General features: G+C 50.0%; 13 protein-coding genes and 1 pseudogene. 5 read left to right on the top strand and 9 right to left on the bottom strand.

Going from position 1 to position 16465, the window contains the following annotated elements; all coding sequences use genetic code 11:
- Positions 1 to 26 precede the first annotated feature (26 nt).
- Positions 27 to 1394: an OmpA family protein gene (locus tag L1278_RS11275; protein ID WP_253404086.1), complete on the bottom strand. Its 1368-nt coding sequence runs from the start codon at positions 1392 to 1394 to the stop codon at positions 27 to 29.
- Between the two features lie 413 nt (positions 1395 to 1807).
- Between L1278_RS11275 and L1278_RS11280 the strand changes: the two genes are divergently transcribed.
- Positions 1808 to 3976 carry a glycoside hydrolase family 97 protein gene (locus tag L1278_RS11280; RefSeq protein ID WP_253404088.1) on the top strand — a complete coding sequence of 723 codons (2169 nt, stop codon included), beginning with the start codon at positions 1808 to 1810 and terminating at the stop codon, positions 3974 to 3976.
- A 128-nt stretch (positions 3977 to 4104) separates the two neighbouring features.
- Positions 4105 to 4299, top strand: coding sequence for a hypothetical protein (locus tag L1278_RS11285; RefSeq protein WP_253404103.1), 195 nt, complete (start codon positions 4105 to 4107; stop codon positions 4297 to 4299).
- Between the two features lie 50 nt (positions 4300 to 4349).
- Here L1278_RS11285 and L1278_RS19650 read toward each other — a convergent pair whose 3' ends face one another.
- Together L1278_RS19650 and L1278_RS19655 are read right to left on the bottom strand one after the other, a co-directional pair.
- Positions 4350 to 6782 carry an IPT/TIG domain-containing protein gene (locus L1278_RS19650; RefSeq protein WP_253404105.1) on the bottom strand — a complete coding sequence of 811 codons (2433 nt, stop codon included), beginning with the start codon at positions 6780 to 6782 and terminating at the stop codon, positions 4350 to 4352.
- A 1608-nt stretch (positions 6783 to 8390) separates the two neighbouring features.
- Positions 8391 to 8819 (bottom strand): annotated as a pseudogene (locus L1278_RS19655) (NHL repeat-containing protein); the annotation flags it as partial.
- A gap of 176 nt (positions 8820 to 8995) precedes the next feature.
- Between L1278_RS19655 and L1278_RS11295 the strand changes: the two are divergent.
- Complete coding sequence (locus L1278_RS11295; RefSeq protein ID WP_253404107.1) at positions 8996 to 9433, top strand: thioesterase family protein; 438 nt, start codon at positions 8996 to 8998, stop codon at positions 9431 to 9433.
- 186 nt (positions 9434 to 9619) lie between these two features.
- Here the strand turns inward: L1278_RS11295 and L1278_RS11300 are convergent, their stop codons facing one another.
- The 3 genes from L1278_RS11300 to L1278_RS11310 form a co-directional block, all read right to left on the bottom strand.
- Positions 9620 to 10195, bottom strand: coding sequence for an NADPH-dependent FMN reductase (locus L1278_RS11300; protein WP_253404109.1), 576 nt, complete (start codon positions 10193 to 10195; stop codon positions 9620 to 9622).
- A 142-nt stretch (positions 10196 to 10337) separates the two neighbouring features.
- Positions 10338 to 10835: a VOC family protein gene (locus L1278_RS11305; protein WP_253404111.1), complete on the bottom strand. Its 498-nt coding sequence runs from the start codon at positions 10833 to 10835 to the stop codon at positions 10338 to 10340.
- Positions 10836 to 10904: 69 nt separating this feature from the next.
- Positions 10905 to 12422: a hypothetical protein gene (locus L1278_RS11310; protein ID WP_253404113.1), complete on the bottom strand. Its 1518-nt coding sequence runs from the start codon at positions 12420 to 12422 to the stop codon at positions 10905 to 10907.
- 270 nt (positions 12423 to 12692) lie between these two features.
- Between L1278_RS11310 and L1278_RS11315 the strand changes: the two genes are divergently transcribed.
- Complete coding sequence (locus tag L1278_RS11315) at positions 12693 to 13406, top strand: hypothetical protein (protein ID WP_253404115.1); 714 nt, start codon at positions 12693 to 12695, stop codon at positions 13404 to 13406.
- 18 nt (positions 13407 to 13424) lie between these two features.
- Entirely contained in the window at positions 13425 to 14021 is a 597-nt protein-coding gene (locus tag L1278_RS11320) for a hypothetical protein (protein ID WP_253404117.1), read from the top strand.
- An 81-nt stretch (positions 14022 to 14102) separates the two neighbouring features.
- Here L1278_RS11320 and L1278_RS11325 read toward each other — a convergent pair whose 3' ends face one another.
- From L1278_RS11325 to L1278_RS11335, 3 genes are all read right to left on the bottom strand, one after another.
- Positions 14103 to 14948, bottom strand: a complete 846-nt coding sequence (locus L1278_RS11325) for an arsenite methyltransferase (RefSeq protein ID WP_253404119.1) — start codon at positions 14946 to 14948, stop codon at positions 14103 to 14105.
- 54 nt (positions 14949 to 15002) lie between these two features.
- Entirely contained in the window at positions 15003 to 15335 is a 333-nt protein-coding gene (locus L1278_RS11330) for a helix-turn-helix transcriptional regulator (RefSeq protein WP_253404134.1), read from the bottom strand.
- Positions 15336 to 15414: 79 nt separating this feature from the next.
- Positions 15415 to 16437 (bottom strand): potassium channel family protein, encoded by a 1023-nt coding sequence (locus tag L1278_RS11335; protein ID WP_253404141.1) that lies wholly within the window; start codon positions 16435 to 16437, stop codon positions 15415 to 15417.
- Positions 16438 to 16465 lie beyond the last annotated feature (28 nt).

A 16465-nucleotide genomic window follows, 5' to 3' on the forward strand; every position in this document is an offset into this window, starting at 1 on the left:
ATATTATATCTAGAGTAGAGGATGATTTACTGATCTGAAGTCTTTACTTGCTGACCTGTTTCAAATTCAACCCTTCTATTCCTGGCACGTTCCTGAGCTGTTCTGCGAAGCGACAAGCGTTCATTCACCTTAATCAGCGGACTTGTTTCACCGAAACCCTGGGTGATCAGTCTGCCCGGGTTCTCGACGCCCTTGGTAATTAGGTAGTCTTTAACGGCTTGCGCTCTTTGCTCTGACAGCTTCTGGTTAAACTGTTCGGAGCCGACATGGTCGGTGTGGCCATTAATGTAAAGTTCGTGCTCCGGATATTTGTTCAGGGCTACGGCCACACTATCAAGGTATAGCTTGAACTGATCGGTTAGGTCCGCCGAACCAAAAGCAAAGCGTACTTTCTCCTGCAGTAGCTTATTGGTGTGCTCGTCTATCGCCACAGGTTCTACTTTCACAGGGCAACCATTAGCGTCTACTTCAGTTCCGGTTGGTGTGTCCGGGCACTTGTCATCTTTATCCGCAATGCCATCACCGTCGCTATCTGGGCAACCGTTTGTAGCTGCAGTTCCAGCTTCGTCCGGACAAGCGTCATCTTTATCGGCTACTCCATCCCCGTCACGATCCGGGCAACCACCCAAGTCGGCTGTACCGGCCTCGGTAGGGCATTGATCCTGGTAATCAGGTATACTGTCTCCATCTGTGTCAATAGGACAGCCGTACTCGTCAACCTGAACGCCAGCAGGTGTGTCCGGGCATTTGTCTTTTCGATCAGGTATGCCGTCACCGTCAGTATCTTTCGCCTTTCCAAGGTTGAAGCTCAACCCAACATTATGGCGCAGGTATTGTTCCCAATTGCCCTGGTCGCGGCCGTCAATCTTGTCGGAATCCGTCACCATCCAGGTTGATTCCACAAAAGCATTAATATTGTCTGTGAATCTGAAACGAATACCGGCACCGGTCATGCCTGCCAAACTCACAAACTTTTCAGTAAAAGGCGTTACAGGCATACCTGCCGCCGGAGCTGCATTACCAGCACTGTTGGCATAGACGCCGCCGCCATAGAGCGAAAGGTATGGGCCGATAAATGCATCTTCTTTCAGTAGCGTGCCATAAGCCTTCAGGCGCAGTCCAATCATAGTGCTTCCCAGATCTGCTTCGAAAAACTCATTTGGGTTGGAAGCCTTTACTTTATTATAAGTGAGATGAAGGCCTGCATCGAAAGAAGCACTCAGGTATTTGTTCAAGCCAATGCCACCTCCCCAGTTCAGACGCGGCTCCAGGTAAGCTTCACTGAATTTGTTATTCGGCCAGAACTGGTGTTGTACCTCTCCTTTGTAGGAAAGAGCTGATCCATAGATGCTTAAGTTGAGTTTCTGGTCGGCGTTTTGAGCAACTGTCGCCATTGGAATACCAATAGTTATCAACGCAATAAGCGGAATTTTTAATAATTGTAAAATTTGTTGTCGCATATACTGCAATTTAGGTTGGCGTTTTTCTATATCTTAAAATCTGAAACAGCAATATATTGAAAATTCTATTACTATATGAATTTGCCTATATTTAATTTTATTAATAGATATTAGGGAATAATAGACCAACTACCTATTAGCGTTGCCTGACCATTATGAGTAATCTCGTGACTACTAGAGGATTTTTAAAGATGGGATAAGATCCTATGTGGCTTCCGTTGCCAGCTCTATAAAGGGCCAGTTCGGGGGAAAGCGATTTTTAATGTAATTTGCAGTCAGATATTTAAAACCTGTGGGGGATTGATAGAGTACAATCAGCGGTCCTTCACAATTCACATCTATAAACTATGCATCAAAACGCTAACCTGACCGGCCGCATCGCGCAGCGGTTTTCTCTTTTCCTTTTCCTGTTCCTGATCACCGTGCTGGTGCAGGCGCAGACCATCACCTCCCCGGACAAAAATCTGTCGATGACCTTTGAGCTGGCCGCTAACGGGGTACCCACCTACCAACTCACCTATAAAAAGAAGCCGGTAATCAAGCAGAGCAGGATGGGCTTCGAGATGAAGGACGTACCCTCGATGATGAACGGTTTCTCCGTAGCCAAAACCGAGCAAAACAGTGTGAACGATACCTGGGAGCCGGTATGGGGGGAACAGAAAACCATCCGTAACAACTACAACGAGCTCCTAGTGACGCTTAACCAAAAGGAGCATAAGGACCGCCATATCCTGGTCCGCTTCCGCCTCTTCAACGACGGCTTGGGCTTCCGCTACGAATTTCCACAGCAGGATGAGCTCAAGTACTTCATTATCAAAGAAGAGCACACCGAGTTTAATCTGACTGGTGATCACAAGATCTTCTGGATTCCGGGCGACTACGACACCAACGAGTATGCTTATACCACCTCGCAGATCTCTCAAATCCCGGGCCTGATGAAGAAGGCGACCATCGATGTGCATGCGCAGTTCCCGATCAAAACACTGGCGGTGCAGACGCCTTCCATGATGAAATCCTCGGACGGACTGTACATCAACATTCACGAAGCGGCTTTGCTCAACTACCCTGCCATGCAGCTGAACGTGGATCCAAAGACTTTTAAATTCAGTTCGCACCTGGTGCCGGATGCCGTGGGCAACAAGGGCTATATGCAGACGGAGACGCATACGCCCTGGAGAACAATCGTGGTGAGCGACAAGGCGACCGATATCCTGGCCTCGAAGCTGATCCTGAACCTGAACGAGCCGACCGAATACGAAGACGTGTCGTGGATCAAGCCGGTGAAGTACATCGGCATTTGGTGGGAGTACTTTGTGGCTGGCAAGAGCACCTGGGCTTATGGCAAGGAGACGAATGTAAAACTGACCGACGACTTCACGAAACTGACGCCAAACGGACGCCACGGCGCCACCACCGAGAACGCTAAAAAGCACATTGACTTTGCTTCCGAACATGGCTTTGACGCCGTGCTGATCGAGGGCTGGAACATTGGCTGGGAAGACTGGTTCGGTAACTGGAAAGAGGAGGTATTCGATTTCGTGACAGCCTACCCGGACTTTGATGTGAAGGAGGTACAGAAGTACGCGGAGTCGAAGGGCGTGCGCGTGATGATGCACCACGAAACGTCTTCCTCCGCCACGAACTACGAGCGCCGCCTGCAGGATGCTTTCCAGTTCATGAAAGACAATGGCTACAACTCTGTCAAGACCGGATATGTGGGTAAGATCATCCCGCGCGGCGAGCACCACGACGGGCAGTGGATGGTGAACCACTACAACCACGTTGCGCGCACAGCGGCCAAATATAAGATCATGATCAACAGCCACGAAGCGGTTCGCCCGACCGGCTTGCACCGTACTTTCCCGAACTGGCTGGCGCAGGAGTCGGCCCGCGGTACTGAATTTGAAGCGATGGGCGGCCTCGCCCCGGACCATGCCACGATCCTGCCTTTCACCCGCCTGATGGGTGGACCGATGGACTACACGCCGGGTATTTTCCAGACGGACCTGTCCTACTACCATGGTGGTGAGCAGCGCGTGAACACGACGTTGGTGAAGCAACTGGCCTACTACGTGACCATGTACAGCCCGCTGCAAATGGCCGCTGATATTCCGAACAATTATACCCGCTTCCCGGATGCTTTCCAGTTCATCAAAGACGTAGCAGTGGATTGGGATGATACCTGGGTGCTCGAAGCAGAGCCAGGTGATTACGTGACGATTGGCCGTAAAGCCAAAGGCAAGAACGAGTGGTACATCGGCGGAATCACCGACGAGAACACCCGTACGGCCAACATCCGTTTCAACTACCTGCCAAAAGGCAAAACCTACATCGCCACCATTTATGCCGATGCCAAAGACGCCAGTTGGAACAAGAATCCACAGAAATACGTGATCCGCAAGGTGCTTGTGAACTCAAAGAGCGTACTGAAGCAGCAACTAGCCCCGGGCGGAGGTGTGGCTGTAAGCGTAAAGGAGGGAAGCAAGCAGGAGCAGAAGGGATTGAAGAAGCTCTAGTTGCTATACCTAATGAAATAGAAAAGCGCCGTGCAAAAATGCACGGCGCTTTTTTTTGCTAAAAATCGAATTATTTTAAGGTATAATTTGTATCTTTTTGATAATGAAAACTTTTAGCCACTTTACCTATGAACCCAGACGAATTTGAAGAGAATTATACCCAAATCCTTCACACGCTTCTAAAAGCTTTTGCAAACAGCTCCACAGTCGACCCCGAAAAGTTCTTTGACCTGGCCAATGTCATAGAAAAGCTGCGCGATGCCAGCCCGGCACTCTACGACGCTATCCAATCGTTAGAAGACGAAACGCGCGAAGCTGCTTAGTTTGTAAACCAGGCTGACGGTACTGCAGTAACCTTACATGAACTAGGTTCTTACAGTACCGTCAGCTTTTTGGTGATCATCCCTCGTTCCGTCTGAATTTGCAGGAAGTATAGGCCAGCTTTAGTAGCCGGCAAACTGATCTCCACGGCTTCCGGTCTTGGCCTGGTGATGTGCGTCTGGTGCAGTCGCTTGCCAGGGGCGTCGTATACCTCGATCAGATGTACATCAAAATCGGCATGGTGGAGACTCACCGTGAAAGTTCCGTTGTTAGGGTTCGGGTAGACGGTGATCGACTCAGCTGGCGCCAGCTCCTCTATCACAAAATTGGAGTTACTTTGAGCTTGTCCACCGAAACCGGTGATGGTCACTTTGCCGGTGCTTGTCCCCCGCGGCACGCGTACTTTATACCTGTTGCCAGCGCTTTCGAGCACCAGGGCTTCCTGCCCATTGAAAACGATTTTGTCCTGCAAGCCCATGATGCCGAAATGCTCACCTGTGATCTCGACCACAGTACCCACTGTTCCCGAGGTTGGTTGCATGGCAGTGAATCTCGGACCCGGAATGACTTCGAAGTTAGTGGCAGTAGTGGCCTTTCCGCCGGGTGTTTCCACGGAGATCAAACCGGTCTCGGCCTGCTCCGGCACACGCACCACGAGCTGCTGCGGACCAGCCTCCAACACCTCAGCCTGTGCTTTACCGAAGTATACCTGGTTGCGTGATTTGTCTGTGGCAAAATGCTGGCCGGTGATGGTGATGCTCGCGCCCACAATGTCGGTCTGCTTGCTCTGGCCCGTGATAACCGGGGCATACCACACGGTATAGGCTGAACTGCTCAGGGCCTCGCCACCCTTGGTGCTGATCTGGAATATACCTGTCGTGGCATCTGCAGGCACGCGCACTGTTAGGGTGCTGCCGGTATGGCTTAGGATCTCGCAGGTCAGGTCGCCTAGTCTGATGCTTTCGATCAGCTCGGTCTGCAGGTGTTCGCCAGTGAGTGTTACGGTCTGGCCCACCATACCTTCAATTGGACTAAAGGAACTCAGCAGCGGTGGCTGGTATACCTGGAATTTATCCGTGGAGGTCACACCACCGTCAGGGGTGATGACTTTGATTTTGTCTGTGAAGGCGCCTGTTGGTACGATCACTTTCAGCTCTGTGGTGGAGGCGCTGACAACCGTTGCTGGCTTACCATTCAGGTATACCTTATTGTCAACTGGCTTAGATGCAAAGCGCTGCCCAGTGATGATGATCTCGGCTCCCTGCTTGCCAGCGGCCGGTGAAAAGCCCGCTATACCTGGCGTGGCCAGCACATCCTCCAGATTCACCCGCACGGTTTCGTTGATCACCGGCGGCATGTCGTAAATGCGGTTTTGGGTGACATTGGTGCGGATAGGGGAGTTGAAATCGAAGAAGATGTCAGCGAAGTTTTCCACCAGCGTCTTCACCGGCAGATCGGCCTTCGGCTTGATGCTGAACTGGATGTAGCCATGGCTACCGGGCTCGTCGGCGGTGGAGTCAGGCAGCATGATGTTATCGAAAGTCCAGGTGAGGACGGGACGGCCCTTGCCACTTACCTCCATACGGCCCGGGTGAGAGGTAGCACCTATTTGCAGTGTGCTCAAATCCAGGTGCTCGGAGAGGGTGTCGACCACCACGATGCGGTAGGCCACGTCGGTACCTGTGTTCTGGAAGCGTATTTTGTACTTGAGTGCAGTGTTGGTCGGGGTGTAGTGCTCTTCTGTGCGGCCTACTGGTGTCACCAGCTTGTCGTTCGGGTCATAGGAATCGGTGATCAGCATGCATTCCTCCGACTTCTCGGCCTCCTCGTCATCTGCTGGCAGCAGGTTGACAAAGCCAGAAGTGACGGTGGTGTCAGCCACGGTACCGTTGCAGGGCTCTATAGTGACGCTGGCCGTTGTGTTGTCGCCGTTGCCGGCGGGCTGGTCAGCCTCCAGGCGCCAGGTATAGCCCAGTGATGGCACCCAAAGGACGAGGCTGTCGCCGGCGGCCAGGCGGAACTGCTCCTGCGAGGCCAGTTCCCCATTGGCAAACTTGCGGAACAACTCGTGCTGGTCCATGTCAGCAGTGCCGGTATTACGCACTACGAAGCGGATCATGCCCATCTCAGCATGGCAGCGGCCGGTGATAGAAACGGTCGGCGTTGGCTCCGCAGGCTTGTTGTTAGAGGGCGTGATCCAGGCGCGGGTGCAGACGGTGAGGCCGCGCACCGATTCGTCGCCACAGGTCACGATGTCCTGGATGGTGATAATGCCTGACTGGTTTGCGGCTAAATCGCCCACGGAGAATTCGTAGGTGCCGTCGGGAAGGCGGGTATACGGTTTGTCAACAGAGAGCAACCCCACTTCAGAAGGTAGTTGCAGGTATACCTTGGCGTCAGGGGCGTTGGCGAAGCCGGAGTTGCTATAACGAACGGTCGTCGTGCTCTCGAAGCAGCGGCGGCGGCGCGTCGAGGAGACGCTCACCGAAAGGTGGGGGGAGAGGCTGACGCGGTTAGCGAAATTTATAGTGTAATTAATTTTTTGAAGGTCAGAGGCGTCTATTGCTAGCGAATCAATGTTATTAGGACACAATTGCTCAAACTGTTTCCCAGCTATTTGAGGTAATACCTGTTTGATAGTATAGGAGCCTGGAGGGACCTCAAGTTGATAAAAACCATCTTTGTCAGATTTTGCATAGTAAGGTCCTGGAAGGGCCTCTACAATAATATTCTGTATACTGGATTCATAGTTATCCTGTATACAATTACTGTTGGCATCTAAAAAAACATTACCTGTGATATAGCCTACAATCGGTGCCTGCTCTTGAGTGGAATACGTTCGGATAGTGTTGAAATACATTCCATCTCTGTATATATGTGTAATCGTTGTCCCATCATAACTTACATAAAGACCTGCGTTTTGCGGATTACTGGCTATTGTATACCTGTCTTCTATTTTATTTACCAATTTACCCGACGGATCAAATATTTTTATTCCTAGACGATCAGTAACATATAGGTATCCTTTGTTATCCGAAGATATCGTGTTTCCATAATAACTTTTTGAATCTAATACTTCGAGGGCAAAGAGCATATTGCCGCTTGGGTCGAATTTTAGAATTTCCTTATCATAAATTGCATAAAAATTACCTAATGGATCTATCGTTATAGATGCCGTAGGAATCAAGGATTCGTATTTGGTATATTCTAGTTTGAAATTGATTTGTTTAATAAAATTCCCCTCAGGACTAAATTTGTAGCACACCCTATTTCCATTCGTCTTTTTCCCAAACAGGTAAATATTATCAGCTGCATCAAGTTTCATAAAGTCAGGAGCAAAGATATCTTGGTCAGGGTATGGTACCTTCATTAAACTTCCTTTGTATTCTCCAGTACTGGAAAAGCGAGACAATTTTCTTGTTTCAGATGTAGAGAGAATAAGAAGCTCTCTTTTGCTGTTTACTACTGCATCCCTAATTTGAGCTGCCTGTAAGTTTACTGCAATGTGCCTCACAAATGTCCCATCTTTACGGTATAGCTTTATCTCTTCGGATGTAAATGTGTAAAAGTTTCCTGCTTTATCAAATGTGGCAAGCCACCAGAGTTCTAATCCGTTATGGCTATGGCGTCCTACATTGCCGAATGAGTGTAGGAATTCAAATGAAGGAGAAAACTTCTGAATTCTGTTGCCATGCGATGTCATATCTCTCTCGAGGATATAGAGGTAGCCTTCTCGATCGAATCTAAGCTTTGTTTCTGTGGCATAGATACTGCCTTCCTCAGGTCCTTCTTGAAAGAAACTGTCGATGTACTTGCCTGAAGGGCTATACCTGTTCATAGTTCTAAACACTCCATTCACTATGTAGATGTTGCCAACTTTGTCAAAACCTAATCCACCTATAAAAGCCTCACCCTCAATAGACATTTCAAAATTTCCTTCAGCATCAAAGCGCTGAAATCTATGTGTATCCGCTACATTTATTTTGCCTTGTGCATCGATTTTTACCTGTGTTGGCTCGTCAAAAGTTCCAGACTTGTAGCCAAAACTTCCGATAATCTTTATAAACTTACCTTGGGGACTAAACTTTTGGATGCGGTGGTTGCGCGTATCAGCAACGTAAATGTTACCCGCTGCATCCAGTTCTATTCCGTTAGGGAAATTGAATTCTGCAGGGCCACTTCCAAGTCCTCCAATACGCATGAGCAATTCACCATCTTGTGAATATTTGCAGAACGTGTGGTCTCCCCTTGTGACATAGAAATTTCCATGACTATCCACTGTTATGCCAAACCCAGCAAGCTTCCCATCTAAAAAATGTTCTTTAAGCAGAACACCTGCCGTATTGAATACCTTTACATTAAAATGGTCCACTACATAGATATTACCATCCGGAGCAATTGCCAGATCGTAAGGATTACTTAATGTTTGACCAATCGTTTGAGTAATCTTGTACTCCTGATGTTGTGCTGGAGCAGAAAGAAAAATGAAAAGCAATAAGAATGAAAGTAAAATTGTCCTCATAGGCTGGAATAGAATAGATTATGCTCCTGTAAATGTATGTATTAAAGATTAAATATATAGCATCAGAAGCTCTTTCCCGCTAGGATGTTAGTAGAAACCACCCTGTGTTATACCTATAAAGTATAACTTTGCCATCTTACCACCGTTATCACACCGATCCATTAAAATAAACTTACATGCCCCATACCTACACCGGAAAAGTAATGTGGTCGCACCTGGATGCGAACATGCACATGCGCCATTCTGCCTATGCTGATTTTGCGGCCCAGGCCCGTATCGAAGCGCTTGACGAACTCGGACTGGATCTCAAAACTTTCCAGCGCCTGCACATCGGCCCGATCTTGTTTAAAGAAGAAACTACTTATCTGCGGGAGATTGGCATAAACGAGGAGATCACCATCCTGACAGAACTGACTGCAGGGCGCAAAGACGGCTCGCGCTGGGCGCTGCGGCACGAACTCTACAAAGCCAACGGTGTGAAGGCAGCCGTCATCAAAGTGGAAGGTGCCTGGATTGATGTTTTGAAAAGAAAGCTGGCGGCACTGCCAGAGGAACTGGCGCAGCATTTCATGGAGCTGCCGCGCAGTGCCGATTTTGTAGAGTTGGAGGGGTAGGGTTATACCTATATCTGTGCTCAGCGACAGGTATAGCAGTGGAGTCCTTATGCGGTTCTAGTTAATAATCAGAGTCTCTGCTGTCATTCTGACGAAAGGCGGAGCCTGTTTCCCTGATGGGTATACCTCAGAGTCCTCCCACTGGTCGGAATGACAGTGGTTGGCCCAGGTATATAGCGCCGGGTATCAGGATTTGTCAGTTGATTCGTCCATTTTCTTCTTAGCCTCCACGCACCAGAGTAGTTCCTGCAGGAAGTGGTCTGCTCTTTTGTCAGTGGCTTCTTTGTCAGCGGCGTTGCCTTCTTCGTCGTAATTGTCTTGCACTTTGGGCACGGGAAACATGGCGGGCACGGTCCACGCGCGCATTTTCCAGAGCGAGAATTGCAGCGACGTGATGACCTGTGTACCAGCAAAGGCCCCTCCAGAAACCGTCGAAATGGCCACAGGCTTGCGGTGCCACTCATCGTAGAGTAGGTCCACCACGTTTTTGAGACTGGCCGGATAGCCGCCGTTATACTCTGGCGTCACAATGATGACACCATCTGCTTTCACAATCTTTTCCCGGAAGTCCTGCATGGCAGGCGTGGGCTCCTCCAGCCGACTGTAGCGCTCATGAAACAACGGAAAGTCATAGGCCTTCAGATCCACAATTTCGGTTGTGGCCAGTTGGTGTTGTTCGAGGTACTTTTGCAGGTATAGCGCTACACGATGACTCTTGCGGCCGGTGCGCACACTCGAAGAAATAAGGGTGATGTGGGGCATGGAGTTGGTTTTTGGTTTTGGGCCGGACTACCCGACAATGAACTAGTTGCCAAAGGTATACTTAATTTATTTGAACCGCTGCTGCGTCGTCTGCATCGGAAGTCCTTTGTATTTAAGGTATAGAATCCTTCGTCAGGAAAGCTTATTTTTCTAATTCACTGAGCAAATCTTGCAGATCAAGTGGCTGGGTATACATGGTGATCTTGCCTTCTTCGTCGCGTGGCCAGTGCTCCTGCGGCCGATCCCAGTACAGCTCAACGCCATTGCCATCGGGGTCCGACAGGTATAGCGCTTCCGAAACGCCATGGTCGGATGCGCCGTCGAGGCGGTAGCCGGTCTCCCGGATCCGCTTCAGGATAGCAGCCAAATCTTTGCGGGTAGGGTAGAGGATGGCGGTATGAAAAAGACCGGTGCTGCGTGCCGGAGGCGGCGTGCCTCCTTTGCTGTACCAAGTGTTCAGCCCGATGTGATGGTGATAGCCACCCGCCGAAATAAAGGCCGCATCCGGTCCGTACATCATCATCAGTTCAAAGCCCAGCAAATCGCGGTAAAAAGCCAGGGCCCTTTCGAGGTCGGCTACTTTCAGGTGCACATGCCCGATACGGGTCTGGGCCGGGACGGTGTATTTTTCTGATGTCATGGCGTCTGATTTTTCGTGCTTATACGCTAGCCGCAGCTTTTTGTGTTAGAGCAAGCAGAGTTGCTTAGGTTACAGGCTGCTTTGCGCCAGTTCAAGCAGCACATCATAATAGGGGCGGCGGAGCATTTTGGCTTTGAGCCAGGCATAAAAACTTATGGCCTGAATGTCGGTGTTCTCAAACGATTCAAATTCCAGGCTCTGCTCGACCTGCTGAAAAAAGGCCTCACTGGCAACTGCCTCTGGTTGGTCCACCATATGCTTGATTAGCTGTAGGTACTGCTTCACATTGTAGTAGGCTGGTTGTTGCAACAGGTCTTTGAACGTGCGCTCAAACGCCCGGATCTTGTTTAGCACCAGGTCTTCATTGCTGAGTTCATACTGCAGAATCAGTTCTCCCATTTTCTTCTTCAGCACCCACTCGCGCCCCATGGTTTGCTCCAGCCATTTGTCTGACCGCTTGATGCCCAGCAGCACACGGTTCGCTTTGCCAAAAGCGCCCTGCGCAAAGTAATTGAAGCTCAGGCCCAACAGGGCAGTTAACTGGTCACGCTGACTCAGGTGTACCTTGCTTTTGTAGAGTAGCTTCTCCATCAACCCAATGGCCTCCGCGTTGTTGCGCAGAAAGACCAGGTTGGCCACCATCAAAAAAATGTAGCGCGGATAAAAAGTCGCGAAGTGGCTTTTGCCGTCGCCACTCATGCTGTTGTGCAGGAGGGCCAGGTAGTGGATCGACTCCACAAATTTCTTGTTCCGGTACAGCACGTGCGCGATCATGTAGAGGAGGCTGAGTTTGTAATACTGATGCGCCTTGATGAAGCCGTATTTCTGCTCTGTTTCCTGGTACTGGCTAATGATGAAAGGCTCAAAGGTGAGAAAGTCTTTGCGAGCCAGCACAGCACTCCGGGCGATGGACATCAGCTTGTATAGCAATTGCGGTCGTTTGCTCACCGCCTCGGTCAGGCTATAACTGCTGAGGACCTCTTGTATGATCCGGTCAAAGTGCAGGTCGCTGCCCTGGCGCCGGACAGCCTGCAGGCGCTGGCTGATGATACTACTGGCAATGTTTGCCCGCTCTACTTCGTCGGCAGCCAGTTTGTTCAGATTGCGTCTGGCTATGATCTTGTCCAGGTCCCCGGCAAACGCGCTTTCTGCTTTCTCGATCTGCAGGTTGTAGATCGTGTTGAGCAGATCATATTGTTCGTTGGCTGTGGCCATCTTTTCGGCCTTGAGCAGGTAGTGCCAGGCCAGTCGCTCTACCTGTGCGTCGAAGAGGTAACGGGAGAGCGAGAGCAAACCCATGATCGTAGAGGCCGAGGTACTGTCTTCCTCCATCCGCTTGAGCATGATGAAGTCCGTGAGGTGGCGCGTAAGCCTTTTGCGGAGCGCATAGTAGGCCACCGGATTGGGGTCCTCAGGGTATAGGCGGGTGATCAGTTGCTCTGGTGTGTAGTGCTTTTCTTGTAGTAAAAGTTTGTAAAGCGCCAGGTCCTTACGGCTCTTTTTCTTTTTCTGCCGCTGAATGAAAATGCCGAGCTCCCGACGGTCTTCCTCACCAAGCGTTTCCAGCGTTATTTTGAGATCGTCCATCGTGTTTTTAGTAAGGCGTACCGTTTAAAAAATTGAATTCAATCAGATGTAGGTATAGCCAACCTCCTTCATTAAGTTTCTGAGTCTATTTTAAATATTCAAAGTCTGATTATGCTAATATAAGTGATTGTAGACTAGTAATATATACTAAGTAAAAGTAGTTTTAAAAAGTCCTTAATATCGTTTTGGTGGCTTTCTATACCTGTATGTGTGCTGTAAGTTTGATCTATCAAAAACTAGAAATAAACATACACATTACACACATCGACCATGAAAAATTTATTGCTCACCATCATTGCCTGTCTCTTCTGCTTTGCGGGCCAGGCGCAGGACGTGCTCATCAAACGAAACGGCGACGAGCTGGAAGTCAAGGTACTGGAGATCAACCTGCAGGAAGTCAGGTATAAGTGCTTCGACAACTTGGAGGGACCCATCATTTCCATTGCAAAAGCAGACGTGTTTATGATCAAGTATGAGAACGGCACCAAGGTTATTATGAACGAGTCGCGTCCGGCTATGCAGCAACCGGTGTATACCAAACCAAACAATCAGCAAAGCCTGAAACTGGGCGGCCCCCGATTGGGATTCACGGTGTTGAGCCAGAACTACCGCGACCACATCAAAGATGACTTCGACACAAACGTAAGTGCTCTGATGACCCAGTTTGGCTGGCAGTTTGAGACACGGGTTTTCACGCTCGAAAACGGCACTTCCGGTCTGTTCGAATTTGTGCCGCTGATAGGTGGCTTAGAACAGGGAAAATTTCTGCCGAGTCTGAGCGCGCTGGTAGGTATAAGAGGAGCGAAGGGACTTGAGTTTGGCATCGGTCCGAACGTATCGCTGGGTGGAGCCGGACTGGTACTGGCAGCGGGCACTAATTTTCAAAGCCAGGGCGTCAACTTTCCGGTGAATGTCGCCATCGCCCCCTCCTCAGACGGCATGCGCTTCAGTGTGCTCTTCGGCTTTAACTCACGCAAATACTAATCCTTAAACTGAACAGATATGAAAGGAGCGATACTATTTCTGCTGATTTTCAGCCTGCAGCACCTGGCGCTGGCGCAGGATAGAATCATAAAAAAGACTGGTGAAGAAATTCCTTCGCGTGTGTTGGAAATAACGCTGCACGAAGTCCTTTACCAGCACCCTGATTCTCTGCAAGGTATAACACGGCGGCTGCCGAAAACCGAGGTGTTTATGGTGAAGTTTGAGAATGGGACAAAAGAGGTTTTCGAGCAGCTAGATAGTCTGTCAGGTATAGCACAAGGTATGACGCCGGACCAGCTGTATGCGCTAGGCAAAGAAGATGCGAAGCAGTACTACAAAGGCAACGGCGCTATGTGGGGTTCGGCGGCCAGTTCGATGGTCATGTTTCCGCTCGGGTTGGCCGGTAGTCTCGTTATTGGAGCCACGCCTCCTAAAGTAAAGCCTGACCATGTTTCCGATATCCGTTTGCTGGAAGATCAAGACTACATGAAAGGGTATAAAGAACAGGCCGCCCGCAAGAAAAGAGGAAAGGCCCTGGCGGGAGTGGGCATCGGTGCCGGCATTCAACTCGGTCTGATCATCCTGATCGTGTCCACGCTGTCGGCTGCGCCCTGATAGCAGGTATAGGAAAACAAGAACGGGAGTAGCCTTCTTCAAGTTTTGGCTACTCCCGTCTGTTTATATGATCAAATTAGCTTAGCAGCAACCTCCACCCGGCGTACAGGCCAGGTTTTCGATAGGCTTGCTGCCGTAAACCGTGATGCTATAGATACCGGTGTTGCTTTCCCGGAAAGCTTTTATTTCTTCCGCATCCAGGTAGTCCTGTAGGATCTCGTCCGGAACCTGGATCGCTTTCTCTTTCTGCACCGTGATATTTTCAAAGCCCACTTCACGGATAATCTGCAGGTATTCTTCTTTCTGAATGGCGCCTGATACACAGCCGGCGTACATCTCGCTGGCTTGCACAATGCCTTCTGGCAACTCGCCCACCAGCACCACATCCGAAATGCTGAAGTGACCGCCCGGCTTTAGCACGCGGAAAGTCTCGGCAAAGGCCTGTCGCTTGTCCGGCACCAGGTTGAGTACGCAGTTGCTGATCACCACATCGGCACGGTTGGCCGCTATCGGCAGCGCTTCGATCTCACCTTGGCGGAATTCCACGTTGTTGAAGTTCAGCTTTTCGGCATTTTCGCGGGCTTTGGCGATCATTGCCTCAGTCATATCTACTCCAATCACTTTGCCGCTCTCACCGGCCAGGGCACGGGCCACAAAGCAGTCGTTGCCGGCGCCAGAGCCAAGGTCAACGACCGTATCGCCTTTTTTGATCTGGGCAAACTCGGTAGGCACACCGCAGCCAAGCCCGAGGTCTGCATCCGGGTTGTAGCCTTCCAGCTCGGTGTAATTGTCTGCAAAAATGGCGTAGTCTACGGTGCCGCAACCGGTGGCCCCGCAGCAAGAGGTCTCGTTCTGCTCTTTGCTTTGTAGCGCGATTTCGCTGTACTTGTCGCGCACTATTTTTTTAAGTTCTTCTGCCTTGTTCATATTGCTATCGTTTTTATATATCGGTAAATTACGATCAATTTAGGTAAATTTTTTTTAGCAACAATTGTTGTCGCAAGAGGTATAGCGTTTGAATAACTCGCCCAACGTTTCCTGCGCCTGTTTCCATACCTGCTCGTTGATGCAGTAGCATACCTTTTTGCCATCAATGTCTCCCTGAATCAGGCCCACTTCCTTCAGCTCTTTCAGATGTTGCGATACCGTGGACTGCGACAGTGGCAGTTCATCCACGATGTCGCCGCAGATGCAGGCTTTGCGCTCCAGCAGCACACGCAGAATGGCAATGCGGGCCGGATGACCCAATGCTTTGGCATAGCGGGCGATCAGGATATCTTCGTCTGTAAATTGCGCTGTCTTAGTAAGTTCCATGTAGTTGTTTTATGATCGTAAAATTACGATTTATTGATGAATATTCAAAAGAAATTGCCGGATTTTTTTGGTGCTATACCTAAACCGGATCAGGTCTGTAGATGTCTGTCCAGCTCCACCCATCCTGGTACAGAAGATAAGTAAGGATCTCGCGCCGTTGTTTGAAGGTCTCCGGGGAGTGAAAGACACTTAAAAGTTCTGTTTTTAACGGAACGCCCGCTTCGATCAGGGCATCCCAATTCATCTCCGGGAAGGTATAGGGTGCCTGCTCTTCGTTTTTATGATGCCGCTCCAGTATATGCAGGTAGAAATCCTGCGCCCCCCGGATGGTAAGTAAGTCTGCATCAGAAGGTCTGGCCTCATCCTGCACTCCGAACTTCAGAAAATTGATGGCTTCGTCGAATATCGTGAGGTTGAGGATGACGGACTCCCGTTGTTCAATGCTGTGAAAGTAGTGGATGATGGGGTAGGCCTTGTGGTTCTGGCTGTGTTGTGTGATCATGTCGGCCAGGTCGGCGTCGTGCTTGAGCAGCCGGTCGAAGTTCTTCCCGTTCCAACTGTTGAGCAGCATCTGCTGGGGCGAGTTACCCAGGCTGTTGAGAAACACACTGAGTTTCACCTGCAGGATAACCGCCGACAGAACGGGCATGATGTAGGTGATGGAAACGGTAATGAAGGCAAGTCCGCTAAAGGCCAGTAGATTGGCTACAATATCCCACAGCCTGCTTCCCGGCTTGTAGTCGCCATTCCCCATGGTGGACAAGGTATAGCCGGCAAAGTAGAGTTTCTCGGAGGCCGTGGTGATGGCTTCGGTCGTGCTGTTCAGCACCGAGGCCGAGTCGGAGAGCAGCAGCAGAAAAGAACCCAGCCACATACCTGCCACCCACGACGTAATGATGAGGATAAGCAGCAGGTGGCCTATCCGCTCCATCATTTTCCTTTTGCCGTCCTTCCCAGCCAGTTTCAGACACAAACGCCAGGTGTTTTCTGCAATAAAATTCGTCAAACGACCGCCTCCCTGGAAGGACAGGGTGGTCGTGATCAGGTCTTTCAAAACAAACAGGATGAGGGCAATACCTGCGATCGCGTAGAGTATCTGCATAAACAGTAAGCGAGGTGGCGCACTAAGT

It is taken from the genome of Pontibacter sp. HSC-36F09 (assembly GCF_024171605.1).
Taxonomy (GTDB): domain Bacteria; phylum Bacteroidota; class Bacteroidia; order Cytophagales; family Hymenobacteraceae; genus Pontibacter.